The 18,076-nt window shown below is 68.8% G+C and carries 18 protein-coding genes and 1 pseudogene; 14 read left to right on the top strand and 5 right to left on the bottom strand.

Features of this window, described 5'->3' with window-relative positions; translation table 11 throughout:
* The 10 genes from BLR04_RS32210 to BLR04_RS32165 form a co-directional block, all read left to right on the top strand.
* Positions 1–882, top strand: an 882-nt coding sequence (locus BLR04_RS32210) for a complex I 51 kDa subunit family protein (protein ID WP_090772409.1), incomplete at its 5' end; no start/stop codon positions are given.
* Positions 879–3,254 carry an NADH-quinone oxidoreductase subunit G gene (locus BLR04_RS32205; RefSeq protein WP_090772407.1) on the top strand — a complete coding sequence of 792 codons (2,376 nt, stop codon included), beginning with the start codon at positions 879–881 and terminating at the stop codon, positions 3,252–3,254. The genes BLR04_RS32210 and BLR04_RS32205, both read left to right, overlap by 4 nt.
* The gene (nuoH, locus tag BLR04_RS32200; RefSeq protein WP_090772405.1) at positions 3,251–4,549 is read left to right on the top strand and encodes an NADH-quinone oxidoreductase subunit NuoH; all 1,299 of its coding nucleotides are present in this window, start codon (positions 3,251–3,253) and stop codon (positions 4,547–4,549) included. The genes BLR04_RS32205 and nuoH overlap by 4 nt, the downstream gene beginning before the upstream one ends.
* On the top strand, positions 4,536–5,051 hold the full coding sequence (nuoI, locus tag BLR04_RS32195) for an NADH-quinone oxidoreductase subunit NuoI (RefSeq protein ID WP_090772403.1): 516 nt from the start codon (positions 4,536–4,538) through the stop codon (positions 5,049–5,051). Before nuoH ends, nuoI begins: the two co-directional genes overlap by 14 nt.
* Entirely contained in the window at positions 5,044–5,841 is a 798-nt protein-coding gene (locus BLR04_RS32190; protein WP_090772401.1) for an NADH-quinone oxidoreductase subunit J, read from the top strand. The genes nuoI and BLR04_RS32190 overlap by 8 nt, the downstream gene beginning before the upstream one ends.
* Complete coding sequence (gene nuoK / locus BLR04_RS32185) at positions 5,838–6,134, top strand: NADH-quinone oxidoreductase subunit NuoK (protein ID WP_020542667.1); 297 nt, start codon at positions 5,838–5,840, stop codon at positions 6,132–6,134. Before BLR04_RS32190 ends, nuoK begins: the two co-directional genes overlap by 4 nt.
* Positions 6,135–6,207: 73 nt before the next feature.
* Positions 6,208–8,058, top strand: coding sequence for an NADH-quinone oxidoreductase subunit L (gene nuoL, locus BLR04_RS32180; protein ID WP_090772431.1), 1,851 nt, complete (start codon positions 6,208–6,210; stop codon positions 8,056–8,058).
* On the top strand, positions 8,058–9,614 hold the full coding sequence (locus BLR04_RS32175) for an NADH-quinone oxidoreductase subunit M (protein WP_090772399.1): 1,557 nt from the start codon (positions 8,058–8,060) through the stop codon (positions 9,612–9,614). Before nuoL ends, BLR04_RS32175 begins: the two co-directional genes overlap by 1 nt.
* A complete protein-coding gene (gene nuoN, locus BLR04_RS32170; protein WP_090772396.1) occupies positions 9,611–11,203 on the top strand; it encodes an NADH-quinone oxidoreductase subunit NuoN in 1,593 nt (530 codons plus the stop codon). Before BLR04_RS32175 ends, nuoN begins: the two co-directional genes overlap by 4 nt.
* Positions 11,204–11,213: 10 nt before the next feature.
* Positions 11,214–12,203: a polyprenyl synthetase family protein gene (locus BLR04_RS32165; protein WP_090772394.1), complete on the top strand. Its 990-nt coding sequence runs from the start codon at positions 11,214–11,216 to the stop codon at positions 12,201–12,203.
* Here BLR04_RS32165 and rarD read toward each other — a convergent pair.
* Positions 12,165–13,094 carry an EamA family transporter RarD gene (gene rarD / locus BLR04_RS32160; RefSeq protein ID WP_090772392.1) on the bottom strand — a complete coding sequence of 310 codons (930 nt, stop codon included), beginning with the start codon at positions 13,092–13,094 and terminating at the stop codon, positions 12,165–12,167. The two genes, BLR04_RS32165 and rarD, sit on opposite strands and share 39 nt — an antisense overlap.
* 121 nt (positions 13,095–13,215) lie before the next feature.
* Between rarD and msrA the strand changes: the two genes are divergently transcribed.
* From msrA to BLR04_RS42045, 4 genes and pseudogenes are all read left to right on the top strand, one after another.
* Entirely contained in the window at positions 13,216–13,878 is a 663-nt protein-coding gene (msrA, locus tag BLR04_RS32155) for a peptide-methionine (S)-S-oxide reductase MsrA (RefSeq protein ID WP_090772389.1), read from the top strand.
* 168 nt (positions 13,879–14,046) lie between these two features.
* Positions 14,047–14,280, top strand: coding sequence for a hypothetical protein (locus BLR04_RS32150; protein ID WP_090772387.1), 234 nt, complete (start codon positions 14,047–14,049; stop codon positions 14,278–14,280).
* Positions 14,268–14,405: pseudogene (locus BLR04_RS42890) on the top strand (ImmA/IrrE family metallo-endopeptidase); the annotation flags it as partial. The gene BLR04_RS32150 and the pseudogene BLR04_RS42890, both read left to right, overlap by 13 nt.
* A 36-nt stretch (positions 14,406–14,441) precedes the next feature.
* Entirely contained in the window at positions 14,442–14,750 is a 309-nt protein-coding gene (locus BLR04_RS42045) for a hypothetical protein (RefSeq protein WP_245740765.1), read from the top strand.
* A gap of 273 nt (positions 14,751–15,023) precedes the next feature.
* Here BLR04_RS42045 and BLR04_RS32135 read toward each other — a convergent pair whose 3' ends face one another.
* From BLR04_RS32135 to BLR04_RS32120, 4 genes are all read right to left on the bottom strand, one after another.
* The gene (locus BLR04_RS32135; protein WP_218129246.1) at positions 15,024–15,641 is read right to left on the bottom strand and encodes a chorismate mutase; all 618 of its coding nucleotides are present in this window, start codon (positions 15,639–15,641) and stop codon (positions 15,024–15,026) included.
* A gap of 19 nt (positions 15,642–15,660) precedes the next feature.
* Complete coding sequence (locus tag BLR04_RS32130; protein WP_218129245.1) at positions 15,661–15,960, bottom strand: BBE domain-containing protein; 300 nt, start codon at positions 15,958–15,960, stop codon at positions 15,661–15,663.
* A 152-nt stretch (positions 15,961–16,112) separates the two neighbouring features.
* Positions 16,113–17,513, bottom strand: a complete 1,401-nt coding sequence (locus tag BLR04_RS32125) for a dihydrolipoyl dehydrogenase family protein (protein ID WP_090772379.1) — start codon at positions 17,511–17,513, stop codon at positions 16,113–16,115.
* Positions 17,510–18,073 (bottom strand): DUF308 domain-containing protein, encoded by a 564-nt coding sequence (locus BLR04_RS32120; protein ID WP_218129244.1) that lies wholly within the window; start codon positions 18,071–18,073, stop codon positions 17,510–17,512. The genes BLR04_RS32125 and BLR04_RS32120 overlap by 4 nt, the downstream gene beginning before the upstream one ends.
* Positions 18,074–18,076 lie beyond the last annotated feature (3 nt).

Genomic DNA, 18,076 nt, shown 5'->3' with positions numbered 1-18,076 from the left:
GTCAAGGAGGCCTACGACAAGGGCTACCTCGGCAAGGACATCTTCGGCTCGGGCTTCGACCTGGAGCTGGTCGTGCACAGCGGCGCGGGCGCGTACATCTGCGGCGAGGAGACGGCGCTGCTCGACTCGCTCGAAGGCTTCAGGGGTCAACCGCGACTCAAGCCTCCGTTCCCCGCTGTGGCGGGTCTTTACGCCTCGCCGACTGTCGTGAACAACGTCGAGTCGATCGCCAGTGTTCCTTCGATCATCGACAAGGGCGCCGACTGGTTCGCGGGAATGGGCACCGAGAAGTCCAAGGGCTTCGGCATCTTCTCGCTGAGCGGCCACGTCACCCGCCCCGGCCAGTACGAGGCCCCGCTCGGCATCACGCTGCGCGAGCTGCTCGACATGGCGGGCGGCATCCGCGAGAGCCACCGACTCAAGTTCTGGACTCCCGGGGGCGCCTCGACGCCGATCTTCACCGACGAGCACCTGGACGTGCCGCTCGACTTCGAGGCGGTCGGCGCCAAGGGCTCCATGCTCGGCACCCGCGCGCTGCAGATCTTCGACGAGACCACCTGTGTGGTCCGCGTGGTGCTGCGCTGGACGGAGTTCTACGCCCACGAGTCGTGCGGCAAGTGCACGCCATGCCGCGAGGGCACCTACTGGCTGAAGCAGGTGCTCAAGCGACTGGAGGCGGGCCAGGGCACGGAAGAGGACCTGTCCACGATCACCGACATCGCGGACAACATCCTGGGCCGTTCGTTCTGCGCGCTGGGTGACGGCGCGACGAGCCCGATCCACTCCTCGGTGAAGTACTTCCGCGAGGAGTACCTCAAGCACTTCGAGATCGGCGGCTGTCCGTTCGACCCGAAGAAGTCCACTCTCTGGGGTGAGCAGTGACCGTCGTAGAGACCGAAACGAACCTGGTGACCCTGACGATCGACGGGTTCCAGGTCAGTGTCCCCAAGGGCACTCTGATCATCCGGGCCGCCGAGCTCCTGGGCATCCAGATCCCCAGGTTCTGCGACCACCCGCTGCTCGACCCGGCGGCCAACTGCCGCCAGTGCCTGGTCGACATCCCCGACGCGGGCAACGGCCGCGGCTTCCCGAAGCCGCAGCCGTCGTGCGCCATCGAGGTGGCCGAGGGCATGGTCGTGCAGACGCAGCTCACGTCGCCGGTCGCCGAGAAGGCGCAGCGGGCGGCGATGGAGTTCCTGCTGCTGAACCACCCGCTCGACTGCCCGGTCTGCGACAAGGGCGGCGAGTGCCCGCTGCAGAACCAGGCCATGTCCAACGGCCGCGGCGAGTCCCGGTTCCAGGAGCAGAAGCGCACCTTCCCGAAGCCGCTGCCGCTGTCGACGCAGGTGCTGCTCGACCGTGAGCGCTGCGTCCAGTGCGCCCGCTGCATCCGCTTCTCCGACCAGATCGCCGGCGACCCGCTCATCGAGTTCTTCGAGCGCGGGGCCAAGGAGCAGGTGCGTACGGCCGACGGCAAGCCGTTCAACTCCTACTTCTCCGGCAACACGGTGCAGATCTGCCCGGTCGGCGCGCTCACCGGCGCCGCCTACCGGTTCCGCGCCCGCCCGTTCGACCTGGTGTCGACGCCGAGCGCCTGCGAGCACTGCGCCTCCGGCTGCAGCATGCGCACCGACCACCGCCGCGGCCGGGTCACCCGCCGCCTGGCGGGCAACGACCCGCAGGTGAACGAGGAGTGGAACTGCGACAAGGGCCGCTGGGCGTTCACCTACGCCACGCAGCCCGACCGGCTCAAGCAGCCGCTGGTCCGTAACGAGGAGGGCGTGCTCGTGCCCGCCTCGTGGCCGGAGGCGCTCGCCGTCGCCGCCGAGGGCCTGGCCAAGGCCCGCGGCAAGGCCGGCGTGCTGGTCGGCGGCCGGGTCACGGTCGAGGACGCGTACGCCTACGCCAAGTTCGCCCGTATCGCCCTCGGCACCAACGACGTCGACTTCCGCGCCAGGCCGCACTCCGTCGAGGAGGCGCAGTTCCTGGCGCACGCGGTGGCCGGCAAGGGCATCGAGATCGGCTACACCGACCTCGAGAACGCCCCGCACGTGCTGCTCGTCGGGTTCGAGCCCGAGGAGGAGTCGCCGATCGTCTTCCTGCGCCTGCGCAAGGCGTGGATGAAGAAGGGCCTCAAGGTCACCGCGATCGCGCCGTTCGCCACCCCCGGGCTGGAGAAGATGGGCGGCACGCTCATCCGCACCGCCCCCGGCGGCGAGGCCGACGCGATCGGCGACCTGGTCGGCACGCTGGCCCCGGGCACGATCGTGCTCGCCGGCGAGCGCCTCGCGAGCGTCCCCGGCGCGCTGTCGGCAGTCGTCCGGCTGGCCGCCGCCTCCGACGCCAAGTTCGCCTGGATCCCGCGCCGGGCCGGTGAGCGCGGCGCCGTCGAGGCCGGCGCGCTGCCGAACCTGCTGCCGATCGGCCGTCCGGTCGACGACGAGACCGCGCGCGGCGAGGTCGCGAGGGCCTGGAACGTCGCCTCACTGCCCGCCACGCCGGGCCGCGACACCGCAGGCATCCTCGAGGCCGCCCGCGACGGTGAGCTCGACGCGCTGGTCGTGGCCGGCGTCGACCCGTACGACCTGGCCGACCCCGGCGCGGCGCTCGACGCGCTGGAGCGCACGCCGTTCATCGTCAGCCTGGAGATCCGCGCCAGCGCCGTCACCGACCGCGCCGACGTGGTGCTGCCCGTCGCGGCCGTCCAGGAGAAGAGCGGCACGTTCGTCAACTGGGAGGGCAGGGGCCGCTCGTTCGAGGCGCCGATCAAGGTGCCCGGCCTGCAGCCCGACCTCGCCGTGATCGCCAACCTGGCCGACCGCATGGACGTCCACCTCGCCCTGCCGGACGCCAAGGCCGCCCGGCGCGAGCTTTCGTCCCTCGGCTCCTGGCGCGGCAGCCGCGTCCCGGCGCCGAGCGCGCTGAGCCGCTCGCCGGAGGTCCCCGAGACGGGTCAGGCGCTGCTCGCGACCTGGCACCTGCTGCTCGACGAGGGCCGGCTGCAGGACGGCGAGCCGTACCTGGCGGGCACGGCCCGCTCCGCCGAAGCGCTGGTGTCGGAGACCACGGCCGCCGAGCTCGGCGTCACCGACGGCGACAAGCTCGTCGTCGGCGGCGTCGTGACGCTGCCGCTGCGCATCGCCGACCTGCCCGACCGCGTGGTCTGGGTGCCGGCGAACTCCGGCGGCTGCTCGGTCACGCGTGACCTGCGCGCGCTGGCCGGCGACATCGTCACCATCGGGAGCGCCTCATGACTCACATACTCGCGGCCGATCCCACCGTTGCCGACTTCGGCAAGGACCCGCTGTGGATCACGATCATCAAAGCCGTGATGCTCTTCCTGTTCCTGATGCTGAGCACCCTGTTCGGCGTCTGGTACGAGCGCAAGCTCATCTCGTGGATGCAGAACCGGCGTGGCCCCAACCGGGCCGGCAAGTTCGGTCTGCTGCAGACGGTGGCCGACGGCATCAAGATGGGCCTGAAGGAAGACCTCTTCCCGCGGACCGTCGACAAGGTGCTCTACCTGCTGGCGCCCGTCCTCATGGTGGTGCCCGCGTTCCTCGCCTTCTCGATCGTGCCGTTCGCGCCGATGGTCAACCTGTTCGGCGTGCAGACGCCGCTGCAGCTGGTCGACCTGCCGGTGGCGGTGCTGTTCATGCTCGCCATGGGCGCGGTGTCGGTGTACGGCGTGGTGCTGGCCGGCTGGTCGTCGCGCTCGCCGTACGCGCTGCTCGGTGGTCTGCGGTCGGCGGCGCAGGTGGTCTCGTACGAGATCGCGATGGGTCTGTCGTTCGTGGCGGTCTTCCTGTTCGCCGGGACGCTGTCGACCTCCGAGATCGTCAAGGCGCAGGAGCACACCTGGTTCGCCGTGCTGCTGATCCCGTCGTTCCTCGTCTACGTGGTCTGCATGTTCGGCGAGGCGGCGCGTATCCCGTTCGACCTTCCCGAGGGTGAGGGCGAGCTGGTCGGTGGCTTCCAGACCGAGTACTCCTCGTCGCTGAAGTTCGCCCTGATCATGATGGGCGAGTACCTGCACACGTTCACCGCCACGGGCATCGCCGTGACGCTCTTCCTGGGCGGCTGGCGGGCTCCGCTGCCGATGGACTGGACGTGGGCCCACACCGGCTGGGTGCCGGTGCTGTGGTTCTTCATCAAGTTCGTGCTGGTGTTCAGCTTCATCGTGTGGGTGCGGGCGTCGCTGCCGCGTGTCCGCTACGACCAGCTCATGTCGCTCGGCTGGAAGGTGCTGATCCCGGTCAACCTGGCCTGGATCCTCCTCGTGGCCGCCGTCCGCAACGTCATGGTGAACGAGGGCAACAAGACGATCGGCATCGTGCTCGGCGTGGTGATCGTGATCGGTGCGCTGGCCATCTGGATGCGGTTCGACACCGTCAACCAGCGGCGCAAGGAGGCCCAGAAGGCACAGGTGGACGCCGAGTTCGCAGAGCTGTCCGACGAGCCGACGGCCGGTGGCTTCCCCGTGCCGCCGCTCGACCTGCCGCACTACCACGGGGTGCAGCACAAGGAGATTCCCAGTGGGACTAACTGATTGGCTGAACCCCGTCAAGGGCTTCGGGGTCACCTTCCACACGATGTTCAAAAAGCCCGTCACGGTGAACTACCCGGAGGTCAAGAAGCCGACGGCTCCGCGCTTCCACGGTCGTCACCAGCTCAACCGCTGGCCCGACGGGCTGGAGAAGTGCGTCGGGTGCGAGCTGTGCGCCTGGGCGTGTCCCGCTGACGCGATCTACGTCGAAGGCGCGGACAACACCGACGAGGAGCGCTTCTCGCCGGGCGAGCGTTACGGGCGCACGTACCAGATCAACTACCTGCGGTGCATCCTGTGCGGGCTCTGCATCGAGGCGTGCCCGACCCGTGCGCTCACCATGACGAACGAGTACGAGCTCGCCGACACCAACCGCGAGAGCCTCATCTACACCAAGGAGATGCTGCTCGCGCCCCTGACGGCGGGCATGGAGCAGCCGCCGCACCCGATGCGGCTCGGTGAGACCGAAGAGGACTACTACCGGCTGGGGCGGACCAATGGGTGAGACCATTACGTTCTGGGTGCTCGCCGTCGTCTCGGTCGGCGCCGCGCTCGGCATGGTCTTCAACCGGAAGGCCGTCTACTCCGCGCTGATGCTCGGCGCCGTGATGCTCTGCCTGGCGGTCCTGTACGCGGTGCAGGACGCGCCGTTCCTGGCCGCGGTGCAGATCATCGTCTACACCGGCGCGATCATGATGCTGTTCCTGTTCGTGCTCATGCTCGTGGGCGTCGACTCGTCCGACTCGTTCGTCGAGACGCTCAAGGGGCAGCGCTTCTGGGCGGTCATCGCCGCGGTCGGCTTCGTGGCGCTGATCGTGCTGGCCGTCGGCAACGTGGTGTTCAACCCGCCGGCCGGGCTGGAGGCCGCGACGCAGAACGGCGGCTACATCCGCTCGATCGCGACGCTGCTGTTCACCCGGTACGTGTTCGCGTTCGAGATCACCTCGGCGCTGCTGATCACCGCCGCGCTGGGCGCGATGGTGCTGGCGCACCGGGAGAAGCTCGTCGAGAAGCCGACGCAGAAGGACCTCTCGCGGGCCCGCTTCCTCGGCGACCGCCCGTCGCCGCTGCCCGGCCCCGGCACGTACGCGCGCAACAACGCCGTCGACATGCCGGCCCGGCTGCCCGACGGCAGCGCGGCCGAGGAGTCGGTCAACCGCTACATCGCCCGCTACGACGTCGAACACGGCCGCCTGCCGGAGGACCCCGAACTCGCCGAGGCCATCAGGCACACGGCCGAGGACGCCGTCGCGCCGGCCGAGACCGAGCAGAACAGCAATGAGGTGACCAAGTGACGACGCACTACCTCGTCCTTTCCGGCCTGCTGTTCGCCATCGGCGCCATGGGCGTGCTGATCAGGCGTAACGCGATCGTGGTGTTCATGTGCGTCGAGCTCATGCTCAACGCCTGCAACCTCGCGTTCGTCACCTTCTCCAGGCAGGTCGGCAACCTGGAGGGCCAGATCATCGCGTTCTTCGTGATGGTGGTCGCCGCGGCCGAGGTCGTGGTCGGCCTGGCCATCATCGTGACGATCTTCCGAACCCGCAGGTCCGCGTCGGTCGACGACGCCAACCTGCTGAAGTACTAAGAGGTGACTGGTGGAATCTCAAGTTGCTGAGATCGTCCAGCACACCGGCGGAGCGATCGGCAACGCCTGGCTGATGATCGCGTTCCCCCTCGTGGGGGCGTTCATCCTGCTGGTGTTCAACCGGTTCACCAACCGGTGGGGTCATCTGCTGGGCGTGGCCATGTCCCTCGCGTCCTTCGTGGTGGCCGTGCTGGCGTTCTTCGAGCTGATCGGGTTCGGTGAGGAGGAGCGCCGCCGGGCCGTACACCTGTACGAGTTCATTCCCGGCATGGTCGACATGGGGTTGCTCATCGACCCGCTGTCGATCTGCTTCGCGCTGCTCATCACGGGTGTCGGATCGCTGATCCACATCTACTCGATCGGCTACATGGCGCACGACGAGCACCGCCGCAGGTTCTTCTCCTACCTGAACCTGTTCGTGGCCGCGATGCTCCTGCTCGTGCTGGCCGACAACTACGTGGGCCTGTTCATCGGCTGGGAGGGCGTCGGTCTGGCGTCGTACCTGCTGATCGGGTTCTGGCAGTTCAAGCCATCGGCGGCGACGGCGGCGAAGAAGGCGTTCGTCGTCAACCGCGTCGGTGACCTCGGCCTGCTGGTCGGCATGTTCGTCATCTGGACCACGTTCGGCACCCTGACCTTCCAGGGTCTCGCCGAGAAGATCACGCCCGGCACCCAGAACGGCACGATGCTGGCCATCGGCCTGCTGCTGCTGCTCGGCGCGTGCGGCAAGTCGGCTCAGCTGCCGCTTCAGTCGTGGCTGCTCGACGCCATGGAGGGCCCGACCCCGGTCTCGGCCCTCATCCACGCCGCGACCATGGTCACCGCCGGTGTCTACCTGGTGGTCCGCTCGGGGGCGTTCTTCTTCCCCGAGGGTTCGGGCGCCGCGCTCGCCGTCGCCATCGTCGGCGCGGTCACGCTGCTCGCCGGTGCGATCATCGGTTGCGCGAAGGACGACATCAAGAAGGGCCTCGCCGGCTCGACGATGTCGCAGATCGGCTACATGATGCTCGGCGCGGGCCTCGGCCCGGCGGGCTACGCCTTCGCGATCGGCCACCTGATCACGCACGGCTTCTTCAAGGCCGACATGTTCCTCGGCGCCGGCTCCGTCATGCACGGCATGAACGACGAGGTCGACATGCGCAAGTACGGCGCCCTGCGCAAGGCCATGCCGATCACGTACGTCACGTTCATGATCGGCTATCTGGCGATCATCGGTTTCCCGCTGCTGTCCGGCTACTTCACCAAGGACGGCATCATCGAGACCGCGGTGCACCACCAGCCGATCCTGGGCTGGCTCGCCGTGATCGGCGCCGGCGTCACCGGCTTCTACATGTCGCGCATGATCTTCATGACGTTCTTCGGCGAGAAGCGCTGGGCCGACGACGCCCACCCGCACGAGTCGCCGCTCGTCATGACGGTCCCGCTGATGATCCTTTCGCTCGGCGCGATCGGGCTCGGCGGCTGGCTGGTGCTGGGCGGCACGCTCTACAAGTTCCTGATCCCGGCGGTCGGCGGCAACATCAACGAGGTGCCGCACTTCGACTTCTTCAGCACCCCAGGGCTCGTCACGCTCGCGCTCGTCGCGGTCGGCGTCGTCTTCGCCTGGATGCGCTACGGCCGGGTCGCGGTGCCGTCGGTTCAGCCGCGCGGCAACTTCCTCACCACCTTCGCCCGGCGCGACCTGTACGGTGACGCGCTCAACGAGTCGCTCTTCATGCGTCCCGGCCAGTGGCTGACCCGCCTCGCGGTGTTCTTCGACAACCGCGGCATCGACGGCGTGGTCAACGGGCTGGCAGCGGGCATCGGCGGCAGCTCCGGGCGCCTGCGGCGGATCCAGACGGGCTTCGCCAGATCGTACGCGCTGTCCATCCTGATCGGTGCCGCCCTGCTGACCGGCGCCCTGCTCTTCGTTGGGAACATCTGATGTCACCCTGGCTTCCGATACTCATGGCGGTGCCCGTGGTGGGCGCCATCGTGGTGGCCCTGCTTCCCAAGGGCAGTGACAAGCTGGCCAAGCAGGTCACCCTGCTGGTCTCGCTCCTGGTGCTGGTCCTGACGGGCGTCATGGCCGCCGGGTTCAAGCCGTCCGGCGAGCGCTTCCAGTTCGTCGCCGAGTACAACTGGATCCCGAGCTTCGGTGTGAAGTTCGGGGTCGGCGTCGACGGTGTCGCCCTCGTGCTCATCGCCTTGTCGGTGGTGCTGGTGCCGATCGTGGTGCTGGCCTCGTGGCACGACGCCGACGGCGTCAAGGCCGCCGACGGCACCCTCATCACGCCCAAGCGGTCGGTGAAGACGTACTTCTCGCTGCTGCTCGTGCTCGAGACGATGATGATCGGCGTCTTCGCGGCGACCGACATCTTCCTGTTCTACGTCTTCTTCGAAGCCATGCTGATCCCGATGTACTTCATGATCGGGTCGTACGGCGGCGCCCAGCGGTCGTACGCGGCCGTGAAGTTCCTGCTCTACTCGCTGTTCGGCGGACTGCTCATGCTGGTCGCCGTCATCGGCCTCTACGTGGTCGCGGGCAAGCAGACCTTCATGTTCCCCGAGCTGGTCGGCGCCATCCAGGACCCGACGATGCAGAAGTGGCTCTTCGGCGGCTTCTTCATCGCCTTCGCGATCAAGGCGCCGCTCTGGCCGGTGCACACCTGGCTGCCCGACGCGGCGGCGCAGGCCCCGGCCGGCGCCGCGGTGCTGCTCGTGGGCGTGCTCGACAAGGTCGGCACCTTCGGGATGCTCCGCTTCTGCCTGGAGCTGTTCCCCGACGCCGCCAAGGCGTTCACGATGCCGATCGTCGTTCTCGCGGTCATCAGCATCATCTACGGCGCCATCGTGGCGATCGGCCAGACCGACATGAAGCGCCTCATCGCCTACACGTCGATCTCGCACTTCGGCTTCATCGTGCTCGGCGTGTTCGCCATGTCGTCCGTCGCGCAGTCCGGCGCGGCCCTCTACATGGTCAACCACGGCTTCGCCACCGGCGCGCTGTTCCTGGCCGCCGGGTTCCTCATCGCCCGCCGCGGTTCGCCGTTCATCGGCGACTACGGAGGCGTGCAGAAGGTCGCCCCGGTGCTCGCGGGCTTCTTCCTGATCGCGGGTCTGGCGGGTCTGTCGCTGCCGGGTCTGTCGTCGTTCGTCAGCGAGTTCATGGTCATGATCGGCACGTACTCGAGCCAGGCCCACGGGTCGGGCGCGCTCGCGGCGGCGGCGGTCGTCTCCGCGGTGGCCGTCGTCCTCGCCGCCGTCTACATCCTGTGGATGGTCCAGCGGACCATGAACGGGCCGACGGCCGAGCCGGTCAAGGCATTCAAGGACCTGAACGCACGCGAGATCTGGGTGCTGGCCCCGCTCGTCGCGCTGATCATCGGGTTCGGCTTCTTCCCCAAGCCGCTGCTCGACGTGATCAACCCGTCAGTGCAACAGACGCTGACCAACGTTCAGGTGCCCACCTCCACCATCGCTGAAGGGACGGGTCAGTGAACGGGGCTTTCGAAGCGCCGACGATCGAGTACGGCGCACTGGCGCCGCTGCTCGTGATCTTCGGCGCTGCCATCATCGGCGTGCTGGTCGAGGCGTTCGCGCCGCGCTACCTGCGTAAGGCCATCCACGTGCCGCTCACCCTGCTGAGCGTGGCGGGCGCGTTCGCGCTCGTCCTGCTGCAGGTGGTGCGCGGCCAGGTGTCCACCGCTCCCTCCGCCATGGGGGCGCTGGCCGTGGACGGGCCCTCGCTGTTCATCTGGGGCGTCATCCTCGTCCTGTCGTTCGTCTGTGTCCTGCTGATCAACGACGAGGGCCACTTCGTGGCCTCCGCCGCCGCGGTTCCCGGCAGCTCCGACGAGGAGGAGGCCGAGGCCGAGTCGCACGGCGTCGGGCACACCGAGGTCTACCCGCTGGTCCTGTTCGCCGTGGGCGGCATGCTGCTGTTCCCGGCCTCGCACGACCTGCTCATGATGTTCGTGGCCCTCGAGGTCATGTCGCTGCCGCTCTACCTGCTGTGCGGCCTGGCCCGCCGTCGCCGCCTGCTGTCGCAGGAAGCGTCGATGAAGTACTTCCTGCTGGGAGCCTTCTCCTCGGCGTTCTTCCTGTACGGCACCGCGATGATCTACGGCTTCGCCGGCACGGTCTCGCTGCCCGGCATCAACCAGGCCATGGCGGCGGGCAACTCGCTCGACCCGCTGCTGCTCATCGGGTTCGCGATGCTCGGCGTCGGCCTGCTGTTCAAGATCGGCGCGGCGCCGTTCCAGGCCTGGAAGCCGGACGTCTACCAGGGCGCTCCGACTCCCATCACCGCCCTCATGGCCTCGGGCACCCTGGTCGCCGCCTTCGGCGCCGTGCTGCGGGTGTTCTGGGTGGGCCTCGGCAACCTCGACTGGAACTGGCGTCCGGTCATCTGGGTCGTGGCCGCGCTCACCATGATCGTCGGCTCGATCCTGGCCATCACGCAGACCGAGATCAAGCGGATGCTGGCGTACTCGTCCATCGCGCACGCGGGCTTCCTGCTCGTCGGCGTCCTGGCCACGTCCGCCTCGCCCGCGCGCAACGCCGACTCGCTCAAGGCGATCCTGTTCTACCTCGCGGTGTACGGCATCACCACGGTCGGCGCGTTCGCGGTCGTCACGCTCATCCGCGACCCGGGGGGCGAGGCGGGTCACCTGTCGCGCTGGGCCGGGCTCGGCAAGCGCGCTCCGATGCTCGCCGGGACGTTCGCCTTCTTCCTGCTCGCCTTCGCCGGAATCCCGCTGACCAGCGGCTTCTTCGGCAAGTACGCCGTCTTCGCGGCCGCTCTCGAAAGCGGCACGCAGGCCGGCGACGGGCTGGGCGGCTGGATGGCCGGACTGGTCGTCGTGGGTGTCATCGCCTCCGCGATCGCGGCGTTCTTCTACGTCCGCGTGATCGTGCTGATGTTCTTCAGCGAACCGGCAGCCGACGGGCCGTCCATCGCGGTGCCCAGCATGGGCACCGTGGCGGTGATCGCGGTTTCGCTGCTGGTTACGGTAGGGGTGGGCCTCTACCCGGAGTCCGTACTCGGCATCGCAAACCAGGCCGCCAGCAGCCTGTTCATCAGATAGGGGAAATCGTATGTCCGCTCCTCCCGTGATTGACCTTCCCATCGTGGATGAGCGGTTGGCGCAGGATATTGCCAGTGGCATGGCCGCGGTGGAGAAGCTCCTGCGCTCGTCTGTCGAGAGCGAGGACGCCTTCGTCACGGGGGCGTCCAAGCACCTCATCGAAGCCGGTGGGAAGCGGTTCCGTACGCTGATGGTGCTGCTCGCGGCCCAGTTCGGTGACCCGTCGGCGCCGGGTGTCGTGCCCGGCGCCGTGGTCATCGAGCTGACCCACCTCGGCTCGCTCTACCACGACGACGTCATGGACGAGGCGATGGTGCGCCGCGGCTCCCCGTCCGCCAACGCGCGGTGGGACAACACCGTGGCGATCCTGACCGGCGACTACCTGCTCGCCCAGGCGTCCGATCTGCTCGCCGACCTCGGGCCGGCGTTGATCCGGATCCAGGCGCAGACGTTCTCCCGTCTGGTGCAGGGACAGATCCGCGAGACCCTGGGTCCGCGCGAGGGCGCCGACCCGATCGCCCACTACGTGTCCGTGCTCGCCGACAAGACCGGGTCGCTCATCGCCGCCTCCGGCCGCTTCGGCGCCCTGCTCTCGGGGGCTCCCGCCGACGTCGAGGAGCGCCTCAGCCGGGCCTGCGAGGCGATCGGCGTGGCCTGGCAGCTCGGTGACGACCTGCTGGACGTCGCCTCCTCCGGCGACCAGTCAGGCAAGACGCCCGGCACGGACCTGCGGGAGGGCGTCCGTACCCTTCCGGTTTTGTACGCGCTCGCCTCGGGCGAGTCGTCCCGCCTGACGTCCCTGCTGTCGGGCCCCGTGGCCGAGGAGGACGTCGAGGAGGCGCTCACCCTGCTGCGCGCCCACCCGGCGATGGAGCAGGCCCGCGCAGAGCTGGCGGCCTGGATCGACCGGGCCCGCGCCGACATCACGGAGCTGCCCGACATCCCGGCGAAGAGCGCCTTCCTAGCGCTCTGCGACTACGTGGTCGAGCGTTCCGGCTGATCTGCGGTTCCGGGCGGCGGTACGCGCCGCCCGGACGCTGTCGTAGGTGAAGACCGCGAGGGCCAGCCAGACGATCGAGAAGCCGATCCACCGGCTGGACGGCATGACCTCCTTGACGACCAGCACCCCGACCGCGAACTGCAGGACCGGGGCGATGTACTGCAGCAGCCCCATCGTGCTCAGCGGCACCCGGATGGCCGCGGCGCCGAAGCAGACCAGCGGCACCGCCGTGATGATCCCGGCGCCCACGAGCAGCACCATGTGCCAGATGCCTTCCCTGGCGAACGTGCCCGCGCCCGTACCGTGCAGGAACAGCAGGTAGCCCGCGGCCGGCAGCAGCAGCGCCAGCGTCTCGACGGCCAGGCTCTCGGTGGCCTCCACGTTCGCCCGCTTCTTCACCAGCCCGTACAGGCCGAAGCTGAACGCGAGCGTCAGCGCTATCCAGGGCAGGCGGCCGTAGTCGAAGGCCAGCACGAGCACCGCGAGCGCCCCGAACCCGACCGCCGCCCACTGCAGCGGACGCAGCCGCTCGCGCAGCAGCACCACCCCGAACAGGACGCTGACCAGCGGGTTGATGAAGTAGCCGAGGGCGCTTTCGACGACGTGGCCGGTGTTGACGGCGTAGATGTAGACGCCCCAGTTGACGGTGACGACCACGGCGGCGATGGTGAGCAGCGCGAGCTTGCCGGGCCGGCGGGCCAGGCTCCTGATCCAGGACCAGTGCCGGCGTACGGCGAGTGCGGCGAGGACGGCCACGAGTGACCAGACCATGCGGTGGGCGAGAATCTCGACCGCGCCGGATGGCTTGAGGAGCGGCCAGTAGAGGGGGAAGAGCCCCCACATCGTGTAGGCGGCGATCCCGTAGAGCACACCGCGTCGATGGTCAGGCATGACGCTATCTTCCGCCATTCACACCTTTAACGACAAATTTCGATCTCTATGGGGAAATGTGTAGAGCGGCTTAATTGTTGGAGGATGTGTACTGTGGCAGGAGACCTACGGAGGTAGCGCTATGGGTTGGCTGTTCGGCAACAAGACATCGATGGTGCGACCCGAGGACGCTCTGCCCGGCCGGCCCGAGGCCATGCCGGTGCCTGCCCGCCACGCCGTCCTCGACGCGCCGCTCGCACCGCCGTACCCCGACGGCGTGGAGGTGGCCGACTTCGCGCTCGGCTGCTTCTGGGGCGCGGAGCGCGTTTTCTGGCAGACGCCCGGCGTCGTCACCACGGCCGTCGGCTACCAGGGCGGCCACACGCCGAACCCCACGTACGAGGAGGTCTGCAGCGGTATGACCGGGCACGCCGAGGCCGTCCGCGTCGTCTTCGACCCGGCGCGGATCTCGTACGAGGAGCTGCTGAAGGTCTTCTGGGAGGCCCACGACCCGACCCAGGGCATGCGACAGGGCAACGACGTCGGCACGCAGTACCGGTCGGCGATCTACGTCCACTCGCCCGAGCAGCAGAAGGCGGCGGAGGCGTCGAAGGCCTCGTACCAGCGCGTCCTGAACCAGGCCGGCTACGGCCCCATCTCGACGGAGATCACCCCCGCAGGCCCCTTCTTCCACGCGGAGGAGTACCACCAGCAGTACCTGTACAAGAACCCGAACGGCTACTGCGGCATCGGCGGCACCGGCGTGGCCTGCCCGGTCGGCCTGGCGACCTCTGGCGGCGAGTAGCTCCGGAGCTACAGGAGGAGCGTGGATGGTCCCCCTCGGCCCGTCATCGTCCTCACCTCGGACGAGAACGACATGGGCGGCTGGGGAGCATGACTTCGTCAGGGGAGCCGGGGAGGCGGCCGTCCCAGGTGGGGAGCTTGGGTGTCCGGGCGAAGGAAGTGAAGGCCGATGCGCTTTTTCTGGTGGGTCGTGGTGCCGGCGCTTGCCGGGCTCGTTCTGCTCGCCGCCGTACGGGAAGTGGTCCCCGCGTACACCGCGCAGTTCGGCACCGGAATCCCCGGCACCTTCACCGCCACCGAACGCGACTGCGGCGGGCGCAGTTGCAGCTGGCGTGGCGACTTCGTCTCCGATGAGGGTTCGGTCGCCGGCGCGCGACTGCGGCTCATGAGCTGGGGCATCTGATCGTCGGAGACGAGTACTCCACCGACATAGGCGTCCATACTTCTCGCGATGAAAGAGAAGCGATCATCGATGCGTTCGCTGCGGAACTTCTTCTTCCGGTCGCGGCATTCCGCAGTGTCCCTGGCTGGAGCGACAGGGCAAAGCGCGAGGACTTGGTGGTCATGGCCGCGCGCTTCAGAACCTCCTGGTCATTGACTCTGCGTCAAGCGGTCACGGCCGAAGTCATCGACAGGAGTGCTGCCAGTGAGCTGCGCCGGAGAAACCCGACGCGTGGGGAGTTGATGGAAGCGGTCGGGTGGACGCCTCAACCCGACTTGGAAGCGGTTCGGGTGCCTCCGAGCATCGCGCACGCAGTGATGGAGTGTTACAAGAGATCACTGATCACAGAGTCGCGGGCGGTCGAACTGATGCGTGGGCAGATCGTGGAGACTGACCTGCCGGCGCGTGGTGATCCGGAACTCGACCTGTGAGCAGCGGTGAGCCAGACCCGGTCCTGGTGTTCGACGCCATGTGCCTGAATCATTTCGCCCGCGCGGAGCGCTTGGACGTCTTGCGTGATCTTCTGGTGGGCACTGCGTGCCTGACGACGCACGTGGTTCGGGAAGAGATACGAGCGGGAGTGCAGGCGCATCCGCTCCTGCAGGCGGCGCTCGACGCGGACTGGCTGCCTGCGCCTCCGGAGACCGTCGGCTCGACGTCTTGGAGACGGCAGGCCTCGTCGAGGCGGTAGCTGTCTGGCGGCCTCACGTTCGGGAGGATCGGCACACGGAGTGGGTTGCTGTTCTGAGGGCTTGGCGGTGGAGGTCGTCCAGGCGTTGCAGGGCTGTGCCTGAGGCGTTGGCCAGGACCAGGTTCACCGCGCAGGGGATGGGCTCGGCTCGTAGGTGCTGTGTGCTCTTCAGTTCTGCCAGCAGGTTCGTGGTCAGGCGGTCGAGTTGTTCGCGGATCCTGGTCAGGTCGGGGCGGGTCGTGGGGGCTTGTTCCGGGTTGGCGGTCCAGAGGGCGAACAGGCCCGACTGAACGATCTTGCTGGCCGTGATCTGGTCACGGAAGAAGGCCACTGCCGCGTCCGGGGCGAGGCCGACCGCGATGGCCTGCGCCCTGACCTGGTCCAGGACCTGTTGCTCGCGTACGGGGTCCTCGATGGGCGAGTCGGTGCCGAACTTGGACGCCGCCACCTCGTCGCTCACCTGGAGACGCTGGATGACGAGGTCCGTGAGAGTGCCGAGCCTGCCGATCGCCCTGGCCGTCCCGACCGTGCTGCTGACGCTCGCGGGCGTCTCCGCGGCCATGGCCTGGGGCGTGGCCGACACGGTCGCGGCTCCGAACATTCCGGCGATCGCGGCACAGCGCGTCATCATGGTGCGCACCTTCATGGGTCTACCTCGTTCTCGATGGGTCGGGCAACGGGATGGCGCGGAAGACGTGGTCAGGGTCGTAGTGGCGCTTCACGGCGAGCAGATGCTCGGTGTTCGGGCCGTAGGCGTGGGCGATCTGTGTGGCTTCGTCCGGGCCGAGCAGGTTGGGGTAGCCGCCCGGCAGCGCAACGGGGTCGAGGGCGGCGGCCAGGTCACCCGCCCAGGCGCGGTGCTCCGCCGCACGGGTGTCGTCGGGTTCCCAGAGGGCGATGATCTCGATCATGAAGTGCGGGTCGCGGTTGCCGAACGCCGTCTCGGTCACGGGTACGCGTGCCGCCGCTCCGTGCAGCGCCGTTCCACAGGCGGCGGGCGGCGTCGTAGTCAGGTCCGGCGGTGATCACCGAGCCCGCGTGGACGGTGCGTCGCAACGTCTCGAGGAGACGGCTGAGCGGTGACATGCTTCTTCTTTCGTCTTCAGGCAGGGCGGCCGTAGGTCTCGAGGAGTCTGAGCCAGATCTCGCTGACGGTGGGATAGGACGGGACGGCGTGCCAGAGCCGGTCGAGGGTGACTTCGCCGACGATCGCGACGGTCGCGGAGTGCAGGAGTTCGGCGACGTCCTGGCCGACGAAGGTGGCGCCGACGATCACGCGGCGGTCCTCGTCGACGACGAGCTTCGCGCGGCCGGTGTACCCGTCGGCGTGGAGCTTGGCGCCGGCGACCGAGCCGAGGTCGTATTCGACGGCCCGGACGGCGAGCCCGGCCTCGCGGGCGCGTGCCTCGGTGAGCCCGACACCGGCGACCTCGGGGTCGGAGAACACCACGCGCGGGACGGCCGCGTGGTCGGCCGTGGCGACGTGCTGCCCCCACGGCTCGTCCAGGACGGGTGTGCCCCGCAGCCGGGCGGCGATCGCCTCACCCGCGGCGCGCGCCTGGTACTTGCCCTGGTGGGTCAGCGTCGCGCGTCCGTTGACGTCTCCGACGGCATAGAGCCAGTCGGTGCCGTTCACGAGCATCGTGTCGTCGACCACGAGCTCAGGGCCGAGACCGATCGTCTCGAGCCCGAGGTCGTCGGTGTTCGGACGGCGTCCCGTGGCGACCAGCAGCTCGTCCGCGTGGATCTCGGCGCCGTCGTCCAGGACGACCGTGACGATCCCGTCGGTGGCGCGCTCAACGCGGGCCGGCGTGACGCCGAGGCGCACGTCGACCCCCTCGTCGGCAAGGGCCGCGGCGAGGTGCTCGCCGACGAAGGGCTCCTCGCCGTTCAGCAACGCGGTACGGGACAGCACGGTGACGTGCGAACCCAGGGACGAGAACGCGAACGCCATCTCGGTGCCCGCGACTCCACCGCCGATGACGATGAGCCGGGACGGGACGTACCCGGCGGCGGCCGCCTCCCGGGTGCCCCACGGCCTGGCGGCCGCCAGACCGGGGACGTCGGCGACGACCGGGACGGAACCCGTCGCCAGCGCGACGGCCCTGGCCGAATGGACGTGCTCACCGACCTGGACCAGGCCGGGCCCGGCCAGGCGGCCGTGGCCCCTGATCAGGTCGATGCCGGCGGAGTCGAGCCAGGCGACCTGGCCGTCGTCCTTCCATCCGTCCGTGAACGCCGTACGGCGGGCGAGGACGGCGGCGGGGTCGATCTGCCCCGTGACCGCCTCGCGGGCGCCGGCGACGCGGTGGGCCGCGCGAATCGCGTGTCCGCTGCGCAGGAGCGCCTTGGACGGCATGCACGCCCAGTACGAGCACTCGCCGCCGACGAGTTCGGACTCGACGATCGCCACCCGTACGCCGCGCTTGGTCGCGTAGTCGGCGACGTTCTCGCCGACCGCGCCGCCACCGATGACGATCAGGTCGTGGTCGTAGGACGTCATGCCGCCGCCTTCTTCCGCAGGACGACGCTCAGGCGGATGGCGGAGATCAGGAAGAAGACCGCGCCCACGGTGGCGTAACCGGCCACGCCGGCGACGTCCCCGCCGCCCTGCAGACCCTGGGCCAGGAAGTTGCCGCCCGCGAGCACCGAGATGCCGCCGCTGAGGATCTGCGGCACCTGGCCTCCGGAGCGCCGGTTGCGGATGGCCGCGATGAGCTGGGGGATTCCCGAGCCGATGGCCCACGCGCCCCAGACGACGAGGGCCGCGGCGATCGACGCCGTCGAGGCCACGCCGAGGGCGATGGCGACGATGACGCTGACCACCACGTTGACCCACTCGGCGACCTTCGACCGCCGAGAGTCGCGCTCGGCGCGGAGCTGCCAGAGCACGGCCCCGGCGTCGAAGAGCGGGTAGACGACCAGCAGGATCGTCAGGACCGGCCCGGCCATGGTGGAGGTCAGGAACAGCAGCACCGACCAGATGACGGCGAAGGCGAACCGGGTGAAGTAGAGGCGGCGCAGCGCCTCGCTGAACGTCGACGACGAAGTCGCGGTGGTCACGAT

Origin of the sequence: Nonomuraea maritima, from assembly GCF_900100395.1 — a bacterium.
In the GTDB taxonomy this organism is placed as follows: Bacteria; Actinomycetota; Actinomycetes; order Streptosporangiales; family Streptosporangiaceae; genus Nonomuraea; species Nonomuraea maritima.
This window is presented reverse-complemented; position numbering and strand designations above follow the sequence as displayed.